This is a genomic window from Variovorax sp. GW460-12-1-14-LB1 (genome assembly GCF_059423605.1).
Genome location: NZ_JBWKYF010000066.1, coordinates 1 through 18,646, shown reverse-complemented (window position 1 = coordinate 18,646; position 18,646 = coordinate 1). Strand labels below are relative to the sequence as shown.

The following is an 18,646-nucleotide window of genomic DNA, read 5'->3' as shown; positions in this document are numbered from 1 at the left end:
TCCGAGCTGCCACCCTTCATGCCGGGCATGCCCTTCATGTCCGAGCTGCCACCCTTCATGCCGGGCATGCCCTTCATGTCCGAGCTGCCACCCTTCATGCCGGGCATGCCCTTCATTTGTCCGTGTTGCATCGGCGGGGTGGCGGGCGGCGTCTTTCTTTTCTTCTGCTCGATCAAGGATTTCGTTGGTGCAGGCTTGGCTGGCACACGTTCTTTCGAGCCTGGGCCAGACATGTCCATCCCCTCCATGCCGGTCATGTCGTCCATGCGTTTCACACCGCCATCTTGGGCGATCGCGAGCCCGGCGAAACAGACCGACAGTGATCCAAGCACGACGGCTATTCCGCTACGCGTAAACTTAAGCTGACTCTTGTTCATGACACATGCACCTCTCGAAACATGCCTGCTTCCATGTGGTACAGCAAGTGACAGTGATAGGCCCAACGACCGATTGCATCGGCCGTCACGCGATAGGCCACTCGCTGCGCTGGTTGCACATTGATCGTGTGCTTGCGAACCAGGAACTCGCCTTCGGGAGACTCCAGTTCTCCCCACATTCCGTGCAAGTGGATCGGGTGATTCATCATCGTGTCGTTGACAAGCACCAATCGAAGGCGTTCGCCAAAGCGGAAATGCACGGGCTTCGATTCAGAAAATTTCTGCCCGTCGAAGGACCACATGAACCGCTCCATGTTGCCGGTGAGGTGGAGTTCGACATCGCGACCGGGGTCCCTGTTGTCGATCGAACCTCCGATCGTGTGGAGATCGGCATAGGTCAGGACTCGCCTGCCGTTGTCGCGAAGATTGATGCCCGGGTCATCGAGATTCATGCGCGGCATGTCGACGTGCATGTCCACGCCGGGGCCGTACTCTGTGCGGGCGTGGCGAACACGGGGAGGCTTCATTGGGGACTGCTTTCCACCTCCTGCGCTCATTTTCGCCATGCTCGAGTGGTCCATGCCTTGCATGTTCCCCATCTCTTGCATCCCGCCCGTACCCTTGGTTGCTTCCATGGTCCCCATCGATCCCATGGCGCCCATCATGTCGGTCATCGTCAACCAGTGAGGTTTGTCTAGCTCAGGGACGGGAGCCTGCATGCCGGCGCGAGGTGCAAGCGTGCCGCGAACGAAATTGGTGCGGTCGATCGACTGCGCAAAGAGGGTGTACGCCCTGTCGTCGGTCGGCTCGATGAGCACATCATAAGTTTCGGCAACGGAGATCCGGATTTCATCCACCGTCACCGGATGGACGTCTTGACCGTCCGCAGCGATGACAGACATCTTCAGGCCCGGTATGCGGACGTCAAAGATCGTGGTGGCTGAACCGTTGATCAACCGAAGCCGTACTTTCTCGCGGGGTTGGAATATGCCGGTCCAATTGTGATCGGCGCTCCTGCCATTGATCAGATATCGCGCGGCGTTGCGCAGTTCAGCGGTGCCGGTCAGATCGCCGAGGTCGGTCGGGACCATGCGCATGCGATTCCACATCTTTCGCTTCTCGAGTGCCCCTTGGAGGCCCATTTCGGCAATGTCCCTTTTGAAATCACCGAGTGTTGGCTGATTGAAGTTGAAATACCCGCTCATGATCTTCAACTTCCTGAATAGCTCCTCTGGTACACCATCCGTCCAGTCGGAAAGCAGGATCACGTGTTCGCGGTCGGCTTTGAAGCGAGGGCCGTCGGCGGCGTCGATCACGATGGGGCCATACAGCCCCGTTTGTTCCTGAAATCGGGAATGGCTGTGATACCAGTAGGTGCCGGTCTGCTTGACCGGGAAGCGATAGACGAATGTTTCCCCCGGCGCAATTCCGTTGAAGCTCAGCCCTGGCACACCATCCATGTCTGCGGGCAACAAGATCCCATGCCAGTGAATCGAACTGGCCACTGGAAGTCGATTGGTCACGCGCAGCGTAACTGTGTCACCCTCGCGCCATCTGAGTGTTGGCGCGGGAATTTGGCCGTTGACCGTCGTTGCGATGCGAGGCTGGCCTGTGAGATTGACGGGTGTTTCTGCGATTTCGAGATCGAACTCTTTCCCGCGTAGTTCCGCGCGTTCGGGTTCAGCCGTGGCCGCCCAGGTCCGCGAAGAAGGCAACGTTAGCCCACCTATCGCGCCGGCAGAACTCAACCTCACCACAAATTTGCGGCGGTCGACGCCGTTCGGCGGCGGCTTCACGGTTGGCCCCCTTTCATATTTGAGGGGCGCGCTCGAGCGGGGTCGATGGGGCCGTTCTTTGTAGCTGATTGACGCCAACAGTGGGACAGCGTTACAGCAATACAGCGGGCGCGACTACCGGAAGAAGGGGTAAGCCCGCACGCGGAATGGCTCTTGAACAGAGTTGATGGATGGCGCATGTGATCCTCGAGGTTTATGGGCGGAATGGGTCGCGGTCGCACGAGACGGGAGGCAATTGCCTGCGATGGTAAGTGTTCGGACTGGCCGTAGGGTCGAGCCGGTGCCTACGACCTGGGGCGGGCGCTCGAGGAGGGGGCGAAACTTGTTGGCAGAGTTCGGGGCTCTGCCAGGTCCGCTGTCGGAAGATACTGAGCACGGACGATAGGGGCATCCAGTATCAAAGGCACCGCGTGGCATGCGCCGCAGGTCCCGCTTTTGTACGCACTGCTTGAGTAGTTATCATGGTGCGCGGTGACTTCATCGTCCACGGCATTGAATGGTGTTGTGTCAGGCACGACAGCGCGTGAGTACCGGTGCGGATCTGCTCGAGTTGCCGTTGCGGCCTTGGCATGCTCGGTCTCACAAAAAGCCATAGACGTTGCCGTGCTTCCCTGAAAAGGGACGGCCAGTATGAGCGCCCAAAAGAGCAAAGCTCGAAAGCAGGACATGCAGCAGCGACCCTAGGGTTCGATCATGCAGTTGACCAGATTTTAGTCTGATGATTGGCAACTGGCGAGTGCCGTCTGTCGGAGAATTGCTGATTCGATCGTCGGATCAGCCGAGTTCGACGTTGGTGTTTGCAGGTCGAGAAGCCTATGTCCCGGTGTCCGCCTGACGCATGTAGAGCAACGCGGTCGAGCGCCCTTGCTGATGACATAACTGTAATCTGCATGTGCGGTAACTCGCAGATCCGTAGCCTAAAGTTGATGCATCGGAAAGAGATCAATCAAGTAATTGTTCATTTCCGCATTGCCAACCCTCTGATTGCCAAAGGATCGAACATGAAGACTTCCCTCAAGACCTCTCTGGTGCTGGCCGCACTGCTTGGTGCCGTCGCTGGCCCCGTACTGGCCGGCAACTATGCCGAAGGCGACCCTCGTCCCGCACCGCTGGCATCGAGCACCAGCCGCGCCGCAGTGGCCTCGGATACCCAGCGCTGGTTGCAAAGCGCGGCCGATCAGGGCTACCCGGAGGGCAACCCGCGTGCCGTCGTGAGCGTGTCGGCCAATAGCCGTGCGGTGGTCCAGGCGGACACGCTGGCCTGGATGCGTTCGGGTCTGGCTGCGGCCATGAGCGGCGAAGCGGGTGCGGACACAGCTCGCCCCGCCTACCGGCAAGCCGCTGCCGCATACGCACGCCTGCGCGGTGAGCAGCCGGAGTTCGGCACGCCGGTGGAGCGCCTTACCCAACAGGGCCAAATGCCGGACGCCCCGGCGACGGTTCGCCGCTGATCTTTGGGGGGGGGCAGTCCGATACCGCGAGCGACGTGCTGCCAGAGAGTTGAGCGTCGACAACGACGTTCGTGCCAACCGCAAGCCGTGCATGCCGCCACGGTTTCCCCCTTTTTCCATGCAAAAGCCTAGAATTCGTGGGACCGCTTCGCAAGCATTGACTTCATTGGCAGCGTTTCTCGCGTTCTTTTAATGGCCATCAACGCAACCCTCCACACTCGGCTCGCCAACGCATCCTGCGCTGGGCGTGCGCGTGTGCTGGCGTCGCCGGGGGCGCTGCGATGACGCGCGCGCTTGTGAGGATGGTGGCCCGCGGCCTGATCGGGTTGCTGTTTTTTTCGCAGCTGGCGATCGCCGCTTACGCCTGCCCAGCGCTCTCCGCGAGTTTGGCTGGTGACTCGTCCCCCGCGATGTTCGTCCCGATGGCGCAGGATGCTGCTATTGCACAGGAGGACGCCCGCGGCTTCGCCATGCAAGTGTCGCCTTGTGCTGACATGGTCGGAGCGACGGACTCGGGCTCCAGCAACCTGTGTGCTGAGCACTGCAAGTACGGGCAGCAAAGCGACCATTCGTCCACGGTGTCGGTCCCCGCGGTTTTGCTGTCAACGCTTTACCCGATGACCCCCTGGGCGCCTGAGACAGCGCCCCCTGTGCGCCCTGCAGCGGCCTCCCTGAGTGCATTGGTTGCGGCATCGCCGCCGCACGCCATCCTGCACTGCGTTTACCGAACTTGATCGCCTCCGACCTTGCGCCGCCGGCCTGTTGTGGGTCGATGCGGCGCGTCGGTCGTGCCTTGCCGTGTCCGTCGGGTTGTGCTCGGCCGAGCCGGCGTGGCCCGACAACCTACCCGCAGGTTCGTCAGGAGATTCCATGTTCCGTATTTTTTTTCCGGCTGCGCTGATCGTGCGACCCGCGCGCCAACCCTTTCGCCCCGCCAGCCTTTGGGTCGTCGCGTTGACGCTCTGCGCGAGCGCCATCGGCCCGAGCGCTCATGCGCAGCAGACGCTCTCTCTCGACACAGCGCTGCGGCTCGCCGAGGAGCGCTCGCGCCAACTCGTTGCGCAGGACGCGGCCGCCGGCGCCGCACGCTCGATGGCCATGGCCGCGGGGCAACTCCCCGACCCGGTGCTCAAGGCCGGCATCAGCAACCTGCCGGTCAACGGCAGCGACCGGTTCAGTCTCACGCGCGATTTCATGACGATGCGCTCGATCGGGGTGATGCAGGAGTTCACCCGCTCCGACAAGCGCCAGGCTCGCGCGGCGCGCTTTGACCGTGAAGTCGAGGTCGCCGAAGCGGGTCGCGCCGTGGCCTTGGCCAACCTGCGGCGCGACACCGCGACCGCCTGGCTCGATCGCTACTACCAGGGTCGGATGCGAGACCTGCTGCAAACGCAACGTGCCGAGCTGAACCTGCAGATCGAGGGCGCCGACGCTGCCTACCGTGGCGGTCGTGGCACGCAGGCCGATGTGTTCACTGCGCGCTCCGCATTGGCGCAACTGGACGATCGAATCCTTGCGCAGGAGCGTCAAATTGCCACGGCTCAAACGCGCCTGGCGCGCTGGGTTGGGCCGGGCACACCCCAGCCCTCGACAGTGCTCCCGGATCTGGGCTCCGTTCGCCTGGACGCCCGCAATCTGGAGGCTCACATCGGTGAGCATCCCCAGATCGCGCTGATGGCACGGCAGGAAGCCGTAGCGCGCGCGGAGGCCGACATCGCGCAGAGCAACAAGCGCTCCGATTGGACCGTCGAGCTGATGTACAGCCAACGTGGCCCAGCCTACTCGAACATGGTGTCGCTCAACGTGTCGATCCCACTGCAGCTCGACCAGAAGAATCGCCAGGACCGGGAGCTCGCAGGCAAGCTCGCGACGGCCGAGCAGATGCAGGCCCAGCGGGAAGAGGCCACCCGCGAAAGCGCCGCCGAAGCACTCTCTCTGCTGCAGCAGTGGCAGAGCAACCGCAAGCGGCTGGCGTTGTATGACAGCTCGCTGATTCCGCTCGCCTCCGAACGCACGCAGGCAGTACTGGCCGCCTACCGCGGCGGCGCAGGAACCCTGAGCGCCGCGCTCGAGGCGCGACGCATGGAGATCGACACGCGCATGGAACGCCTGCGCCTCGAAATGGAAACCGCCGGCCTATGGGCTCAGCTCGAATTTCTGATTCCCGGTGGTCACCTGCCACTTGCTGCCAGTGCGACGACAACGACGGTGGACGCCAAGGAGCCTCAACAATGAAAACCAAACCCTTTTTCCTTGGATTGATCGCCGCGGCGGTCCTTGCTGCGGCCGCCCTTGGCGCGTACACCTTCGGCTTGCAGCGCGGCAGGAGCATGGCCGCGTCACCCTCCGCCGACGGGAGCCCGGTGGCGTCCATGCCCACGGCGAGCGCCCCGATGGCATCGCCAGCTTCCCCCAACGAGACCGGTGAGGATGCCACCCGGCGCCACATCGCAGCAGGACTGAAGGCCGGCGACACCGATCCGGCCAACGGCAAGAAGATCCTCTACTACCACGACCCCATGGTGCCGGGGAACAAGTTCGACAAGCCGGCGAAGTCGCCCTTTATGGACATGATGATGTCGCCTGTCTACGCAGGCGGTGACGGCGACCAGAACAGCGTGACGGTGAGTGCACGGGTCCAGCAGAATCTGGGCGTACGAACCGCTCTTGTGTCCGAGGGCACCGTGTCGCCGCAGGTGGCCACGGTCGGCAGCATCGCCTTCAACGAGCGCGACCAGGTCATCGTGCAGGCCCGGGCGACCGGCTACGTCGAACGCCTGAACGTGCGCGCAACGCTCGATCAGGTGAAAAAAGGCCAGGCCCTGGCCGAGCTCTACGTCCCGGAATGGATCGCAGCACAGGAGGAGTTCCTGTCGGTGCAACGCATGCGCGGCACCGACCTGGCCCCACTGGTCGACGGCGCGCGTCAACGCATGCGCCAGGTCGGCATGAGCGATGGGCAGATCGAACTCGTCGCACGCAGCGGCCGCACCCAGCCTCGCATCACGCTGGCCGCGCCAATCGGTGGCGTCGTCACTGAACTCGCCGCGCGCGAAGGCATGACGGTGAGCGCCGGCACTACGCTGTTTCGCATCAACGGCCTGGCCACCGTCTGGGCCAACGCCGAAGTCCCCGAGAGCCAGGCGGCGCTGGTTCGATTGGGCGCCAGGGTGCAGGCCAGAACGCCCGCCGCGCCCGGCGAGACCTTCGATGGAAGGGTGCAAGCCATTCTTCCTGATGTGAATCCGGCGACGCGCACCCTCAAGGCACGCATGGAACTGGCGAATCCGACCGGCAGGCTGGTGCCTGGCATGTTCGTCTCGATGAACTTCACGGATACGCGCGCCGATAAGGCGTTGCTGATCCCGACCGAGGCCGTCATCCAGACGGGCAAGCGCTCGGTGATCATGCTGGCGGAGGACAACGGTCGGTTCCGGCCGGTCGAGGTCGAGATCGGACTGGAGAGCGGCGGCCAGACCGAGATCAAGCGCGGGCTGCAGGCTGGTCAGCGTGTCGTGGTGTCCTCTCAGTTCTTGATTGACTCGGAAGCCAGCCTCAAAGGTGTCGAGGCGCGCCTGAACGCCGCGCCCGCCGCAACAACGCCTGCCGCGCCCATCCCTTCCGCACCTGCTGCCGGGACCGCGAGGCACGTGGGCGAAGGCAAGGTGGAAAGCATCACAAAGGACGCGATGACCTTCTCGCACGGACCAATTCCGACGATGAAGTGGGGCGCAATGACCATGGAGTTCAAGTTGCCGCCCGGCGGCACGCCGGGCAACCTGAAGCCCGGCGACCGCGCGAGCTTCGAGTTCTTCATCGACGCGGACGATCTGCCGCAACTCACCCGGGTGACGCCCATGGCGGTGGGTTCTACGGCAAGCGCCGCTGCGGACCCCAAGGCTCCTCCAGTCGCAACTCCAGCTGCGCCCGCAACCCCGGGAAGCAAGCCATGATCGCCAAACTCATTCGGTGGTCCATCGCCAACCGCTTCCTGGTACTGCTGGCGACGCTGATGATCAGCGCCTGGGGCGTGTATTCAGTGATGCGTACCCCGCTCGACGCGCTACCGGATCTCTCCGACGTCCAGGTAATCATCCGCACCACCTATCCGGGCCAGGCACCGCGCATTGTCGAGAACCAGATCACCTACCCGCTGACCACCACCATGCTGTCGGTGCCGGGCGCGAAGACGGTCCGCGGCTATTCCTTCTTCGGGGACTCGTTCGTCTATGTGCTGTTCGAGGACGGCACCGATCTCTACTGGGCGCGCTCGCGGGTGCTGGAATACCTGAACCAGGTGCAGTCACGCCTGCCCGCGGCTGCCAAGGCTTCGCTCGGCCCCGACGCCACCGGCGTGGGATGGATCTACCAGTACGCGCTGGTCGACCGCGGCGGTACACAGGACACCTCGCAGTTGCGTGCCTTGCAGGACTGGTTCCTCAAGTATGAACTCAAGACCGTGCCTAATGTGGCCGAGGTCGCTTCCATCGGTGGCATGGTGCGCCAGTACCAGGTCGTGCTCGATCCCGAGAAACTCGCCGCCTACCGGATCCCGCACACCAAGGCGGTGGAGGCGATCCAGAAAGCCAACCAGGAAACCGGTGGCTCGGTGCTCGAGTTGGGTGAGGCGGAATACATGGTACGCGCGTCGGGCTACCTCCAGGGCTTGGAGGACTTCCGCAAGATTCCGCTGATGACGACCGACGCGGGCGTGTCGGTGCGCCTGGGTGACGTCGCGCGCATCCAGATCGGGCCCGAGATGCGTCGCGGCATCGGCGAGCTCGACGGTGAAGGCGAAGCCGTCGGCGGCGTGATCGTGATGCGCTCGGGCAAGAATGCGCTGGAGACCATCACCGCCGTCAAGGAAAAGCTCCAGACCCTGCAGGCCAGCTTGCCCCAAGGCGTGGAGATCGTGCCGACCTACGACCGGTCCAACCTGATCGAGCGAGCGGTGCGCAATCTGGGCTTCAAGCTGCTCGAGGAATTCATCGTCGTTGCGGTGGTGTGCTTCATCTTCCTGTTCCACCTGCGTTCCGCATTCGTCGCGATCGTCTCGCTGCCGATCGGCATCTTGGCGGCCTTCATCGTGATGCGCTACCAGGGCGTCAATGCCAACATCATGTCGCTCGGTGGCATTGCCATCGCCATCGGCGCGATGGTGGATGCCGCGGTGGTGATGATCGAGAACGCCCACAAGCACATTGAGAAGTGGAAGCACGATCACCCGGACCAGACGCTGCGCGGGGAGACCCACTGGCGCGTGATCGCGGACTCGGCCGCAGAAGTTGGGCCTGCGCTGTTCTTCTCGCTGCTCATCATCACCCTGTCGTTCATCCCGGTCTTCACGTTGGAGGCCCAGGAAGGACGCATGTTCTCGCCGCTGGCCTTCACCAAGACCTATGCGATGGCCGCCGCAGCGGGACTCTCGGTGACATTGATTCCGGTGCTGATGGGCTACCTGATCCGCGGCAAGATTCCTGACGAAAAGACCAACCCGTTGAACCGGCTCCTCATCGCGGTCTATCAACCTTTGCTCAATGCGGTGCTGCGCTGGCCCAAACTGACGCTGGCGGGCGCCGCGGTCGTGCTGGTGTTGAGCCTTTGGCCGCTGCAGCACATCGGGGGCGAATTCATGCCGCGCCTGGACGAGGGTGATCTGCTTTACATGCCATCGGCACTGCCGGGCCTGTCGGCGGGCAAGGCCGGCGAGTTGCTGCAGCAGACCGATCGGCTGATCAAGACGGTTCCCGAAGTGGCGAGCGTCTACGGCAAAGCCGGGCGCGCCGAGTCAGCAACCGATCCGGCGCCGATGGAAATGTTCGAGACCACTATTCAGTTCAAGCCGCAGGACCAGTGGCGTACCGGCATGACGCAGGACAAGCTGGTCGAGGAGCTCGACCGCATCGTCAAGGTGCCCGGCTTGACCAACATCTGGGTGCCACCGATCCGCAATCGCATCGACATGCTGGCCACCGGGATCAAGAGCCCGGTGGGCGTGAAGGTGGCGGGCACCGACCTGGCCACCATCGACCGCATCACCGGTGAGATCGAGCGCGTGCTCAAGGACGTGCCGGGTGTGTCGAGCGCCTTGGCCGAACGGCTCACGGGCGGCCGGTACGTGGACGTGAACATCAAGCGCGACGAGACACCGCGGTTCGGCATGAACATCGCCGATGTGCAATCGGTCATCGCCTCGGCGGTGGGCGGCGAGAACATCGGCGAGACGGTCGAGGGACTGCAGCGCTTCCCGATCAACGTGCGCTACCCGCGCGAGATCCGTGGCTCCCTGGAGCAGTTGCGCTCCCTGCCGATCGTCACCGAGCGCGGCGCGCGGTTGGTGCTCTCGGACGTGGCGGACATCCGTGTCACCGACGGGCCGCCGATGCTGCGCAGCGAGAACGCTCGGCTGTCAGGCTGGGTCTACGTGGACATTCGGGGGCGGGACCTGCGCTCGGCGGTACAGGATATGCAGCGCGTCGTTGCGAAAGAGGTGAAGCTGCCGCCGGGCTATGCGGTGTCATGGTCCGGCCAGTTCGAATTCCTGGAGCGTGCCACGGCGAAGCTGAAGGTGGTGGTGCCGTTCACGCTACTGATCATCTTCGTGCTGCTGTACCTGACCTTCAAGCGCATGGACGAAGCGCTACTGATCATGGCCGCGCTGCCGTTCGCCCTGGTCGGTGGTATCTGGCTGCTCTACCTGCTGAGCTACAACCTGTCCGTCGCGGGAGCGGTCGGGTTCATCGCGTTGGCCGGTGTGTCCGCGGAGTTCGGCGTGATCATGCTGCTGTACCTGAAGCACGCCTGGGATGAACGGGTCGACGAGGGCAAGACGAGCACGGCTGACCTGCTCGACGCGATCCGCGAAGGCGCGGTGCTGCGCGTGCGCCCGAAGGCGATGACCGTGGCGGTCATCCTGGCGGGCCTGTTTCCGATCATGTGGGGAACGGGGACCGGCTCCGAGGTGATGCAGCGTATCGCGGCGCCGATGGTGGGCGGGATGATCACGGCCCCGTTGCTGTCGATGTTCGTGATCCCGGCGGCCTACCTGCTGATGCGTCGGCCGCGCGAACCTCGCCGTGCGCTCTGGAGAAAAGGCCATGGCCCAGCCTGATCGCCCACAACGACGGCTGGCTCCTTTCGGCGCCGCGCTGCTCCTATGTGATCGTCCAGTCCAACCATCTTGAAAGCCTGCTCGGAGCATAGGAGCCTAGTCCCCATCAACAACTCTTGGTGGACACGTGAGCACTATCCCCGATCAACAAGCCGGCACACGCCGGCGACGTCGCATTCACAGCGACGAATTCAAGGCAAACGCAGTGGCCAGCTGCATGCAGCCGGGCATGTCGATGGCGGCCGTGGCGATGGCCCAAGGCGTCAACGCGAATCTGCTGCGCCGATGGGTTCGCGACGCAGAGATGGAGTCGGGAACCACCGTCGTCAGCGCGATCACCGCCGAGGGCCCCAAGGCGCAAGAAGCCAAGACATTGTTCGTCCCGGTCAGCTTGCCGCCACCAGTCCAGCCGGCTCATGTCCCGGACGTTCGCATCGAGCTGCGGCGTGGGCCGATGGCGGTCACCGTGACCTGGCCGGCGAGCGCCGCCAGCGAGTGCGCGGTCTGGATGCGCGAGCTGCTTCGATGATCCGCATCGACGCGATGTGGCTGGCCGCCGACCCCGTCGACATGCGCGCCGGCGCCGAGCGCCTGTTGGCGCGCGTTGTGCAAGTCTTCGGCGCAGCGCAGGCGCACCATGGCTACCTGTTCGCGAACGCCCGCGGCACGCGTGTCAAGCTGCTGGTGCACGACGGCTTCGGCGTGTGGTGCGCGGCGCGCCGACTCAACGCGGGGCGCTTCGTCTGGCCGGGCACTAGCGACGCGACGCCCTTGCTGTCGCTCACACCTTCGCAGTTCGACGCCTTGGTCCTGGGCCTGCCGTGGCAGCGGCTTCCCGAGCTGAGCGTCATCACGCGAGCCTGAGGAGCCGGCGCCAACGCCATCTGCCCATGCGTTGACAGTGGATGTGCCGAGGTTGGCATTGCCGTGCACTGGCATCATTCAACGCATGCTTGGTGCGCGTGATCTTCCTGCAGCGAATCCTTCGGGACTGTCCGCCGAGACAGCTGCGCTGGTTGCTCAACTGCTCCGGCGGCTGCAAGACCAGGAACAGCAGCTGGCCGAGCATGGCCGTGTCCTTGCGCAACGCGACCAGGCGCTTGCCGAGCGCGACGCGCTGCTGCAGCGCAAGGACCGCGAGATCGCACTGCGCGAGGCCAAGATCGAGAAGATCACCTTCGAGCTGGCCAGGCTCAAGCGCTGGAAGTTCGGCGCCAAGTCCGAGGCCATGAATGCCGAGCAGCGCCGCTTGTTCGAGGAGACGCTGGCCGAGGACGAGGCGGGCCTGCGCGAGCAGATCGAGCGGCTTCGGCGTGAAGCCGCCGCGGCTGCGGCCGCCGCAGCAGCCTCGGACACAACGACCAAGGCGCCCTCGCGCCGGCCGCGCCGCAACCCGTTCCCCGATCACTTGCGCCGTGTCGAACACCACCACGAGCCCGAGCGCACCGACTGCCTGGAGCCCGGCTGCGGGCGCCCGATGACGCGCATCGGCCAGGAGGTCAGCGAGCGCCTGGACATCGTGCCGGCCGAGTTCTTCGTGCAGTGCGCCGGGAGACCGGCAAGGAGTAAAGGGTGCAAGTCCCTGACAGCAAAGAAGTAGCGATTCATGCTGTCCCCGAGTCATGCGTGTCACACCGTGAGGTGGGATGCGAAGCGTTGACAGGGGTACGCATAGGCCAGCCATTGAGCCACGATAGAGAATTTATCCCGGGTGCCGACGCGGTTGTACGCGCGGAAGGCCATACGTCTGGGCGCGCCATCGCAAGCGCCTGGACGACCCGGCGTGGTCGGAGAACCTGGCATGTGCGCACGCTCCTTGCAAGGGAACCGGGAGATCTCGGGTCTGACCAGCCGCCTCATGGGCTGGCCCGCATCGGGAAGGCGAGGAGCCGTAGCCGATGATGAACGGACCCGAGAAGTCAGACTCCGCCATAGTAGCGATGAAGCCTGCGAACAAGGCCGGGCGACCGGCTGCGGAGTGGGTGGAGCCAAGGGCGGGGACCGAGGGGAACACGGGCCAACCGCACACGCGACGGACTCAGAGCCGCGGTAGCGTGTCACAGGGGCTGGACCGTGTACGACAAGCTGCGAGGCAGCGGAAGAAGAGCAAGTTCACCGCGCTGCTGCACCATGTAACGATCGACCTGCTCGGGGATGCGTTCCTGGCGCTCAAGCGCCGTGCCGCACCCGGAGTGGATGGCGTGGCGTGGAAGGACTACGAGGCGGGCCTGGAGGGTAATCTCCAGAAGCTGCATACGAGGGTCCACAGCGGCAGCTACCGGGCACTGCCCGTCCGGCGGCAGTTCATACCGAAGCCGGACGGCAAACAGCGCCCCCTGGGAATCGCCGCGCTGGAAGACAAGATCGTCCAGCGCGCGGTCGTCGCAGTGCTCAACGCGATCTATGAGGAAGACTTCCTCGGCTTCTCGTACGGGTTCCGGCCTGGACGTAGCCAGCATGACGCGTTGGACGCACTGTCGGTGGCAATCGGCGATACCCGGGTGAACTGGATACTTGACGCCGACATCCGGGGCTTCTTCGATTCGGTCAGCCAGGAATGGCTGATCCGATTCCTGGAGCATCGGATCGGCGACGAGCGCATCATCCGCCTTGTGCGCAAATGGCTCAAGGCTGGCGTCCTGGAAGACGGGAAGTGGAGCGTCAGTGAGATGGGGACACCTCAGGGGGCAGTGGTCTCGCCGCTGCTCGCGAACGTCTACCTGCACTACGTCTTCGATCTCTGGGCCAAACAATGGCGGCGGCGCGAAGCCACCGGCAACGTGATCGTCGTGCGCTACGCCGACGACATCGTGGTTGGCTTCGAGCATGAAGCCGAAGCGAGGCGCTTCTGGGACGCGATGCGAACGAGGTTCGAGCAGTTCTCGCTCGAGCTTCACGGGGAGAAGACCCGCCTGCTGGAGTTCGGCCGCTTCGCGGCGGACCGACGAAAGCGGCGCGGGTTGGGCAAACCAGAAACCTTCAAGTTCCTCGGGTTCACGTTCATCTGCGGGAAGTCGCGGCGCGGAGCATTCCTGCTCCAGCGCAAAACATGCGGCGACCGTATGAGGGCGAGACTTAAGGAGATCAAGGTGCAGCTTCGGGCCCGCATGCACGACGCCATCCCCGAACAGGGCAGATGGCTGAAGGCGGTGGTCACGGGCTACTTCGCGTACCACGCAGTGCCCATGAACAGTCGGGCGCTCGGGGCCTTCCGTCACCACGTCACGGACTTATGGCGACGCACGCTCAGGCGGCGCAGCCAGAAAGACAAGCGGACCTGGGAGCGGATGGCGGAGATCGCTGCATACTGGCTGCCGCCACCCCGAATCCTTCATCCATGGCCGGACCAACGCTTCGCCGTCAAACACCCAAGGTAGGAGCCGTATGCCTGAATTGGGCAAGTACGGATCTGTGCGGGGGGCGCCCAGCAATGGGCGTCCCTACCGCGATCCGCCACATCTATGGCAAGTGGGCCTGCCGCTGCTGCCAGGTGCTGCGCCAGGCGCCCAGCGTCGCGGAGGTCATCGAAGGCGGTATCGCTGCCAGCGGCTTCGTCGCGCACACGCTGATCAGCCGCTTCGTGGACCACATGCCGTACTACCGGCAAGCGACCATCAACGCCCGCAGCGGCGTGCACACACCGCGCTCCACGCTGGCGTCAATCACCGGCCAGGCAGGTGCAGCGCTGGAGCCGCTGTACGAGGCGCACAGGCGCTTCATCCTCAGTTGCGCGGTGCTGCACGCCGACGAGACGCCAGTGGCCTTGCTCGACCCGGGCGCGGGCAAGACGCGCCGAGCCTACGTCTGGGCCTACGCCAGAAGCTGGCACGACAAGGTGCCTGGTGTGATTTACGAGTTCTGCCCGGGACGCGGGGCGCAGTACCCGTTGGCATTCCTGGGAGGCCAGGATAGACACGGCAGGCGATGGTCGGGCACGTTGCTGACCGACCGCTACAGTGCCTACGAGACCGTGGTCGATCCGCGGCTGTATCCGGACCGCTTGGGCGCCGCCTGCGCCGCGCACGCGCGCCGCAACTTCGAAGAGCTGACGCACAACGGCACCAGCGTGGTGGGCCTGGAGGCGGTGCGTCGCTTCGCGCGCATCTACGGGGTCGAGGCACAGCTCAAAGAGCTCAGCGATGACGAGCGCCGGGCGCAACGCCAGCAGCTCGCCAAGCCGCTATGGGAAGAGCTCAAGCACTGGCTACAACTGGAGCGCCGGCTGGTGGCCGACGGCGGCCCGACGGCCAAGGCCATCGACTACGCGCTGGGGCACTGGGCCGCGCTGACGCGGCACCTGGACGACGGCGCGGTCGCCATCGACAACAACCACCTCGAGCGTCAGATCAAACCCTGGGCGATGGGCCGCAAGGCATGGATGTTCGTGGGCAGTGAACTGGCTGGCCAGCGCGCGGCCATCGTGATGAGCCTGGTGCAGTCGGGGCGCCTGAACGGCCACGACCCCTGGGCCTACCTGCGCGACGTGCTGCAGCGCCTGCCGACGCAACGCAGCAGCCAAATCGATGACTTGCTGCCGCACCGATGGCAGCCCGCGTCGGACGCGGCACCATGACCTTGCTCACGCAGGCCGTGATGGTCCGGGCGAACATCGACGTCGATCGCATGAGCGCGCAGCAGAAGGTTGAACTGGCTGACGAAATCTACGTCCAGCAGCCGAACCTGCTGGCCTCCATCCTCGTGTTGCCTCGCTACGGGGTCGACATGGTGCAGCTTGAGGTGCCGATCCACGTTCTGCTGGTCGCCTTCCAGGCCATGAAGCACTGCGGGCACGCCTTGCCAACGATCTCTGAAGACGTCCAGGAAACCTGTTTGCAGCGGCTGACGGCGACGATGAAGTTCACCGAGGGCGTGCCGCCAGACCTCGTCGCGCAGATGATCACGAAGTTCTGCGTCGACCACCCCGAGCGCTACCTGCTGGCGTTTGTGTATGGCCACCTTGGCCAGCACGACCTGCTGCGCGTGCGAACTGATGCCGAGAAGTTCTTGCTGCTGGCCGCTCTCAACCTCGTGGAGTGCGTTGCCTACGTCGGAGCGCAGTTGCAGTCCAAGTGACCCGCGTGGGGTCGGTCAAGATGGGGGGACTGGACGCTCACGCTCCTATGCCTGTTCTTGGCCTTGTTCGGTACAGCAGCGCAGGCGTCGGCGCCCGTGTTTCCGGAAGAGGGGCGGTCGGTGCGCGCAGTCACTTCGGTCGCGACGGGGCCTGCCGCGTTCGCAACCATAGACGTGGCGCCAATGCCAGTGGTCATGGATGCCATGCCCTGCGCGCTGTGCTACAGCGCCCCGGCGCCATCACCGCACGAGGTCGGCGGTGAATGCCGCGAACATGAGGCCACGGCATGGCCGGTGCATGTGGTGCCGGTGCCGAACGGAGAATACTTTGACGCTGGAGGTCGGCACCTACGGTTGCCAGTGCGCATCCTGTACTGCCGGTGGCTGGATTGATCGGTGACAGCGGGCTTCACGGTTCGCGCTTGTTTCCTTCCGATCAATTCCAGGAGTTCATCATGAAAAAGTCGTTTCTCATTCTCGTCAGCGCCCTGACTTTAGGTGCCGCCTTGCCCTCTCTGGCGGGCCCCGATTTCCAGGTCATTGAGAAAGCGCGCAAGGCTCGGCAGGTGGCTGCCGCAGAGCGCCGCGTCGACATACTCTCCGGCAAAGGCTCGCCGAACTGCCCGCCGCCGCCCCTCGTACTGCCGCTGGACCACGGCCCACGCGCGCTGACCACGCCGGGAGAAAACCGCTGGCGCAAGGCAAAGTACGAAGCACAGCTGAAGGCGTGCAAGAACGTGCCGTCGTAGTGCTTTGAGCGCCCGGCGGAGATCCGCGTCTTCCGGGCGCCGAAGCGCAGCAAACGCTATTGGGCGAAGCCGAACGCATCTTCTTGTGTTTCAGCCCAACGGGATCTTTCTCAAATCGCATATTGCCGACCATTTAGCGCACTACAGCAAGCCTTCCGGTGCGAATTCGCTGGTGAGCTGCAACCAGATCTTTTGCCAGATTTCGGACTCGGGTTCGTCCGCATGAATGGGCCCCTCGCCGCCGGCCGGTGAGATCCATTCGAGCGCCTGTCCTTCGGACAGCCGTAGTTGATGCGCCGCCTGCATTTTGGACAACGCAGCCAGACGAGCAGCGTCTTCGGCAACTTCCGCAACATGGATCGCCAGAGCGCTTTCGGTGTTGATGCGATCGGAGCGGGGGTCGAAATTCATCGAACCTACGAACAACTCCTTTCTGTCGATCACCAGCGATTTGGTATGTAGTCCCCCCACAGACAGTCCGAAGAGCTTGCGCTGCTCTTCGCGCCCGGCGCGCAGCGGGCTCAACTCGAACAGTGCAACACCCGCCGTCAGTAGCGCTGGTCTATAGCGCCGGTAGGCCCCGTGTACGAGTGGCTGATCGGTCGACGCCAGTGAATTGGTCAACACACTGACCTTGACACCCCGGCGAGCCGCTTCGGCGAGGAGGTCCACGCCGGCTCGCCCCGGAATGAAATAAGGTGAAGTAAGCAATATCTCTCCCGATGCGGCACGGATGTGCTCCAAGGCGTTGAGCCTCACGAGGTTGGAGCCATGCTCTTGTCTTCCTTCGGTCTGTGATGCGGAAAGCGCCTTGCCAGGCAGGTCCGCGTAGGACTCCCCGTCGCCCCACGCCAAATGCACACGGCCGGCAGCGAACTCCGTCGCCACCGGCGAACGGCCAAGCGCGTCAGGTACATCGGCACCCGCCAGCGCCAGCGCCGGAGCCGACGCGGACCGGGTCAGCGTCTCGAAGCGATCGCGCAGCGCGGACGCAGGCGCCGACCGTGCGGCGACGTATTCGATTGGCACAGTGGCGGCACTGTTCCAGTAGAGGTCGAATTGGCGGGACATGTCACCGACGACTTTTCCTGCAGCCAGCACGTCCAGGTCGATGAAGTTGCCCGCGTCATTGCGCGTGAAGTATTCATCGCCAATGTTGCGCCCCCCCGTGATCGCCCAGGCTGCATCGGCGACGAACAACTTGTTGTGCATCCGATGATTCAAGCGCCCAAAGAAGAATGGCGATGCCGCGAATCGAGCGAACACGCCGCCAGCCCTCAACGCGAACGGGTTGAAAAGCCGAACCTCGACGCGCTCGTGCGCGGCCAGGCAGGCCAGCAGTTCGTCTTGACCTTGTGTGTATAGATCGTCGATCAACAGGCGCACCCGAACTCCCCGCGCCGCGGCATCTCGCAAGGCCCGCATCATCTCGCGACCCGTGGAGTCGGATTGAAAGATGAAGTATTGAAGGTCCAGCGACTGCGTGGCCATCCGGGCGAGTTCGAGGCGCGCCTGCAGTGCGTCCGGACCGGAGGGCAGCAAACGAAAGCCACTGCTGCCTTCTACCGCGCGTGAATCTTCCACGACTTTGGACAGCGGTGCGTCTACCGAGACGGCAAGTGTGTAAGTGGGCGACGACGGGGGCGATGGGGGCAACCCGAGGCAGCCGGACAAGGCGAGCAAGGTGCTCGCCATCGCAATGCGCCAAAGGGGAATCAGTCTGTTCAAAATCTGTTGCTTCATGTCGAGTGGTTTTTGCCGCACAGGTGAGGTTGGAGAGCACGGCTATCGAGCAAGCCGAGCAATTTAAGCTGAGTTTCGGCAAACGCGGGCTGCGTTCGCTAAAAAAACGCGCTACCTCTTCCGGATGCTGACTCCTCTCACTTCGACCCCAGCAAGGTGATGATGCGTTGTGCGCTCCATGCTGCGCGAATAGGCTCATTCAATCGTCTGAAAGCATGAAAAGCGATACCACCGTTCGATCGTTCCAGACACAGGTACGACGGCAAATGAAGCATTTGTAATCCGCCCGAGCGGCTATTAACGGATTGGATTTCTAGACTGGCGGCAGGGAGATCAACCGACGGCC

Annotated in this window: 14 protein-coding genes and 1 pseudogene; 11 read left to right on the top strand and 4 right to left on the bottom strand. The window is 63.8% G+C overall.

The annotated features are described in order from the left end of the window. Window positions 1–377: hypothetical protein (locus AC07Y4_RS25770; RefSeq protein WP_495275310.1), on the bottom strand; the 377-nt coding region annotated here is incomplete at its 3' end. Beyond that, window positions 374–2,173, bottom strand: coding sequence for a copper resistance system multicopper oxidase (locus AC07Y4_RS25765; RefSeq protein WP_057595438.1), 1,800 nt, complete (start codon window positions 2,171–2,173; stop codon window positions 374–376). The genes AC07Y4_RS25770 and AC07Y4_RS25765, both read right to left, overlap by 4 nt. Before the next feature lie 1,001 nt (window positions 2,174–3,174). On the opposite strand from AC07Y4_RS25765, the gene AC07Y4_RS25760 reads away from it, so the two are divergent. The 11 genes and pseudogenes from AC07Y4_RS25760 to AC07Y4_RS25710 all read left to right on the top strand — a co-directional run bounded on the left by AC07Y4_RS25760 (window position 3,175) and on the right by AC07Y4_RS25710 (window position 16,557). Then, window positions 3,175–3,624, top strand: a complete 450-nt coding sequence (locus AC07Y4_RS25760) for a hypothetical protein (protein WP_057595439.1) — start codon at window positions 3,175–3,177, stop codon at window positions 3,622–3,624. An 870-nt stretch (window positions 3,625–4,494) separates the two neighbouring features. Continuing rightward, complete coding sequence (locus AC07Y4_RS25755; RefSeq protein ID WP_057595441.1) at window positions 4,495–5,859, top strand: TolC family protein; 1,365 nt, start codon at window positions 4,495–4,497, stop codon at window positions 5,857–5,859. Then, entirely contained in the window at window positions 5,856–7,577 is a 1,722-nt protein-coding gene (locus AC07Y4_RS25750; protein WP_057595442.1) for an efflux RND transporter periplasmic adaptor subunit, read from the top strand. The genes AC07Y4_RS25755 and AC07Y4_RS25750 overlap by 4 nt, the downstream gene beginning before the upstream one ends. Further along, complete coding sequence (locus AC07Y4_RS25745) at window positions 7,574–10,735, top strand: efflux RND transporter permease subunit (RefSeq protein WP_057595443.1); 3,162 nt, start codon at window positions 7,574–7,576, stop codon at window positions 10,733–10,735. The genes AC07Y4_RS25750 and AC07Y4_RS25745 overlap by 4 nt, the downstream gene beginning before the upstream one ends. A gap of 127 nt (window positions 10,736–10,862) precedes the next feature. After that, window positions 10,863–11,264, top strand: a complete 402-nt coding sequence (gene tnpA / locus AC07Y4_RS25740) for an IS66-like element accessory protein TnpA (protein WP_064262393.1) — start codon at window positions 10,863–10,865, stop codon at window positions 11,262–11,264. Continuing rightward, window positions 11,261–11,599 carry an IS66 family insertion sequence element accessory protein TnpB gene (gene tnpB / locus AC07Y4_RS25735; protein WP_057595445.1) on the top strand — a complete coding sequence of 113 codons (339 nt, stop codon included), beginning with the start codon at window positions 11,261–11,263 and terminating at the stop codon, window positions 11,597–11,599. The genes tnpA and tnpB overlap by 4 nt, the downstream gene beginning before the upstream one ends. Before the next feature lie 85 nt (window positions 11,600–11,684). Continuing rightward, window positions 11,685–12,335 carry an IS66 family transposase gene (locus AC07Y4_RS25730; RefSeq protein WP_495275309.1) on the top strand — a complete coding sequence of 217 codons (651 nt, stop codon included), beginning with the start codon at window positions 11,685–11,687 and terminating at the stop codon, window positions 12,333–12,335. 298 nt (window positions 12,336–12,633) lie between these two features. Continuing rightward, the gene (gene ltrA, locus AC07Y4_RS25725; RefSeq protein WP_495275308.1) at window positions 12,634–14,112 is read left to right on the top strand and encodes a group II intron reverse transcriptase/maturase; all 1,479 of its coding nucleotides are present in this window, start codon (window positions 12,634–12,636) and stop codon (window positions 14,110–14,112) included. A gap of 74 nt (window positions 14,113–14,186) precedes the next feature. Then, window positions 14,187–15,308 (top strand): annotated as a pseudogene (gene tnpC / locus AC07Y4_RS25720) (IS66 family transposase); the annotation flags it as partial. Then, window positions 15,305–15,808: a hypothetical protein gene (locus AC07Y4_RS25715; RefSeq protein WP_057597850.1), complete on the top strand. Its 504-nt coding sequence runs from the start codon at window positions 15,305–15,307 to the stop codon at window positions 15,806–15,808. The pseudogene tnpC and the gene AC07Y4_RS25715, both read left to right, overlap by 4 nt. 380 nt (window positions 15,809–16,188) lie before the next feature. Continuing rightward, window positions 16,189–16,557, top strand: a complete 369-nt coding sequence (locus AC07Y4_RS25710; protein WP_235944334.1) for a hypothetical protein — start codon at window positions 16,189–16,191, stop codon at window positions 16,555–16,557. Window positions 16,558–16,698: 141 nt separating this feature from the next. On the opposite strand, the gene AC07Y4_RS25705 is transcribed toward AC07Y4_RS25710, so the two are convergent. Both AC07Y4_RS25705 and AC07Y4_RS25700 read right to left on the bottom strand, forming a co-directional pair. Further along, the gene (locus AC07Y4_RS25705; protein ID WP_064262394.1) at window positions 16,699–18,300 is read right to left on the bottom strand and encodes a phospholipase D family protein; all 1,602 of its coding nucleotides are present in this window, start codon (window positions 18,298–18,300) and stop codon (window positions 16,699–16,701) included. 137 nt (window positions 18,301–18,437) lie between these two features. Continuing rightward, a partial coding sequence (locus AC07Y4_RS25700; protein WP_495275307.1) for a hypothetical protein occupies window positions 18,438–18,646 on the bottom strand: 209 nt, incomplete at its 5' end.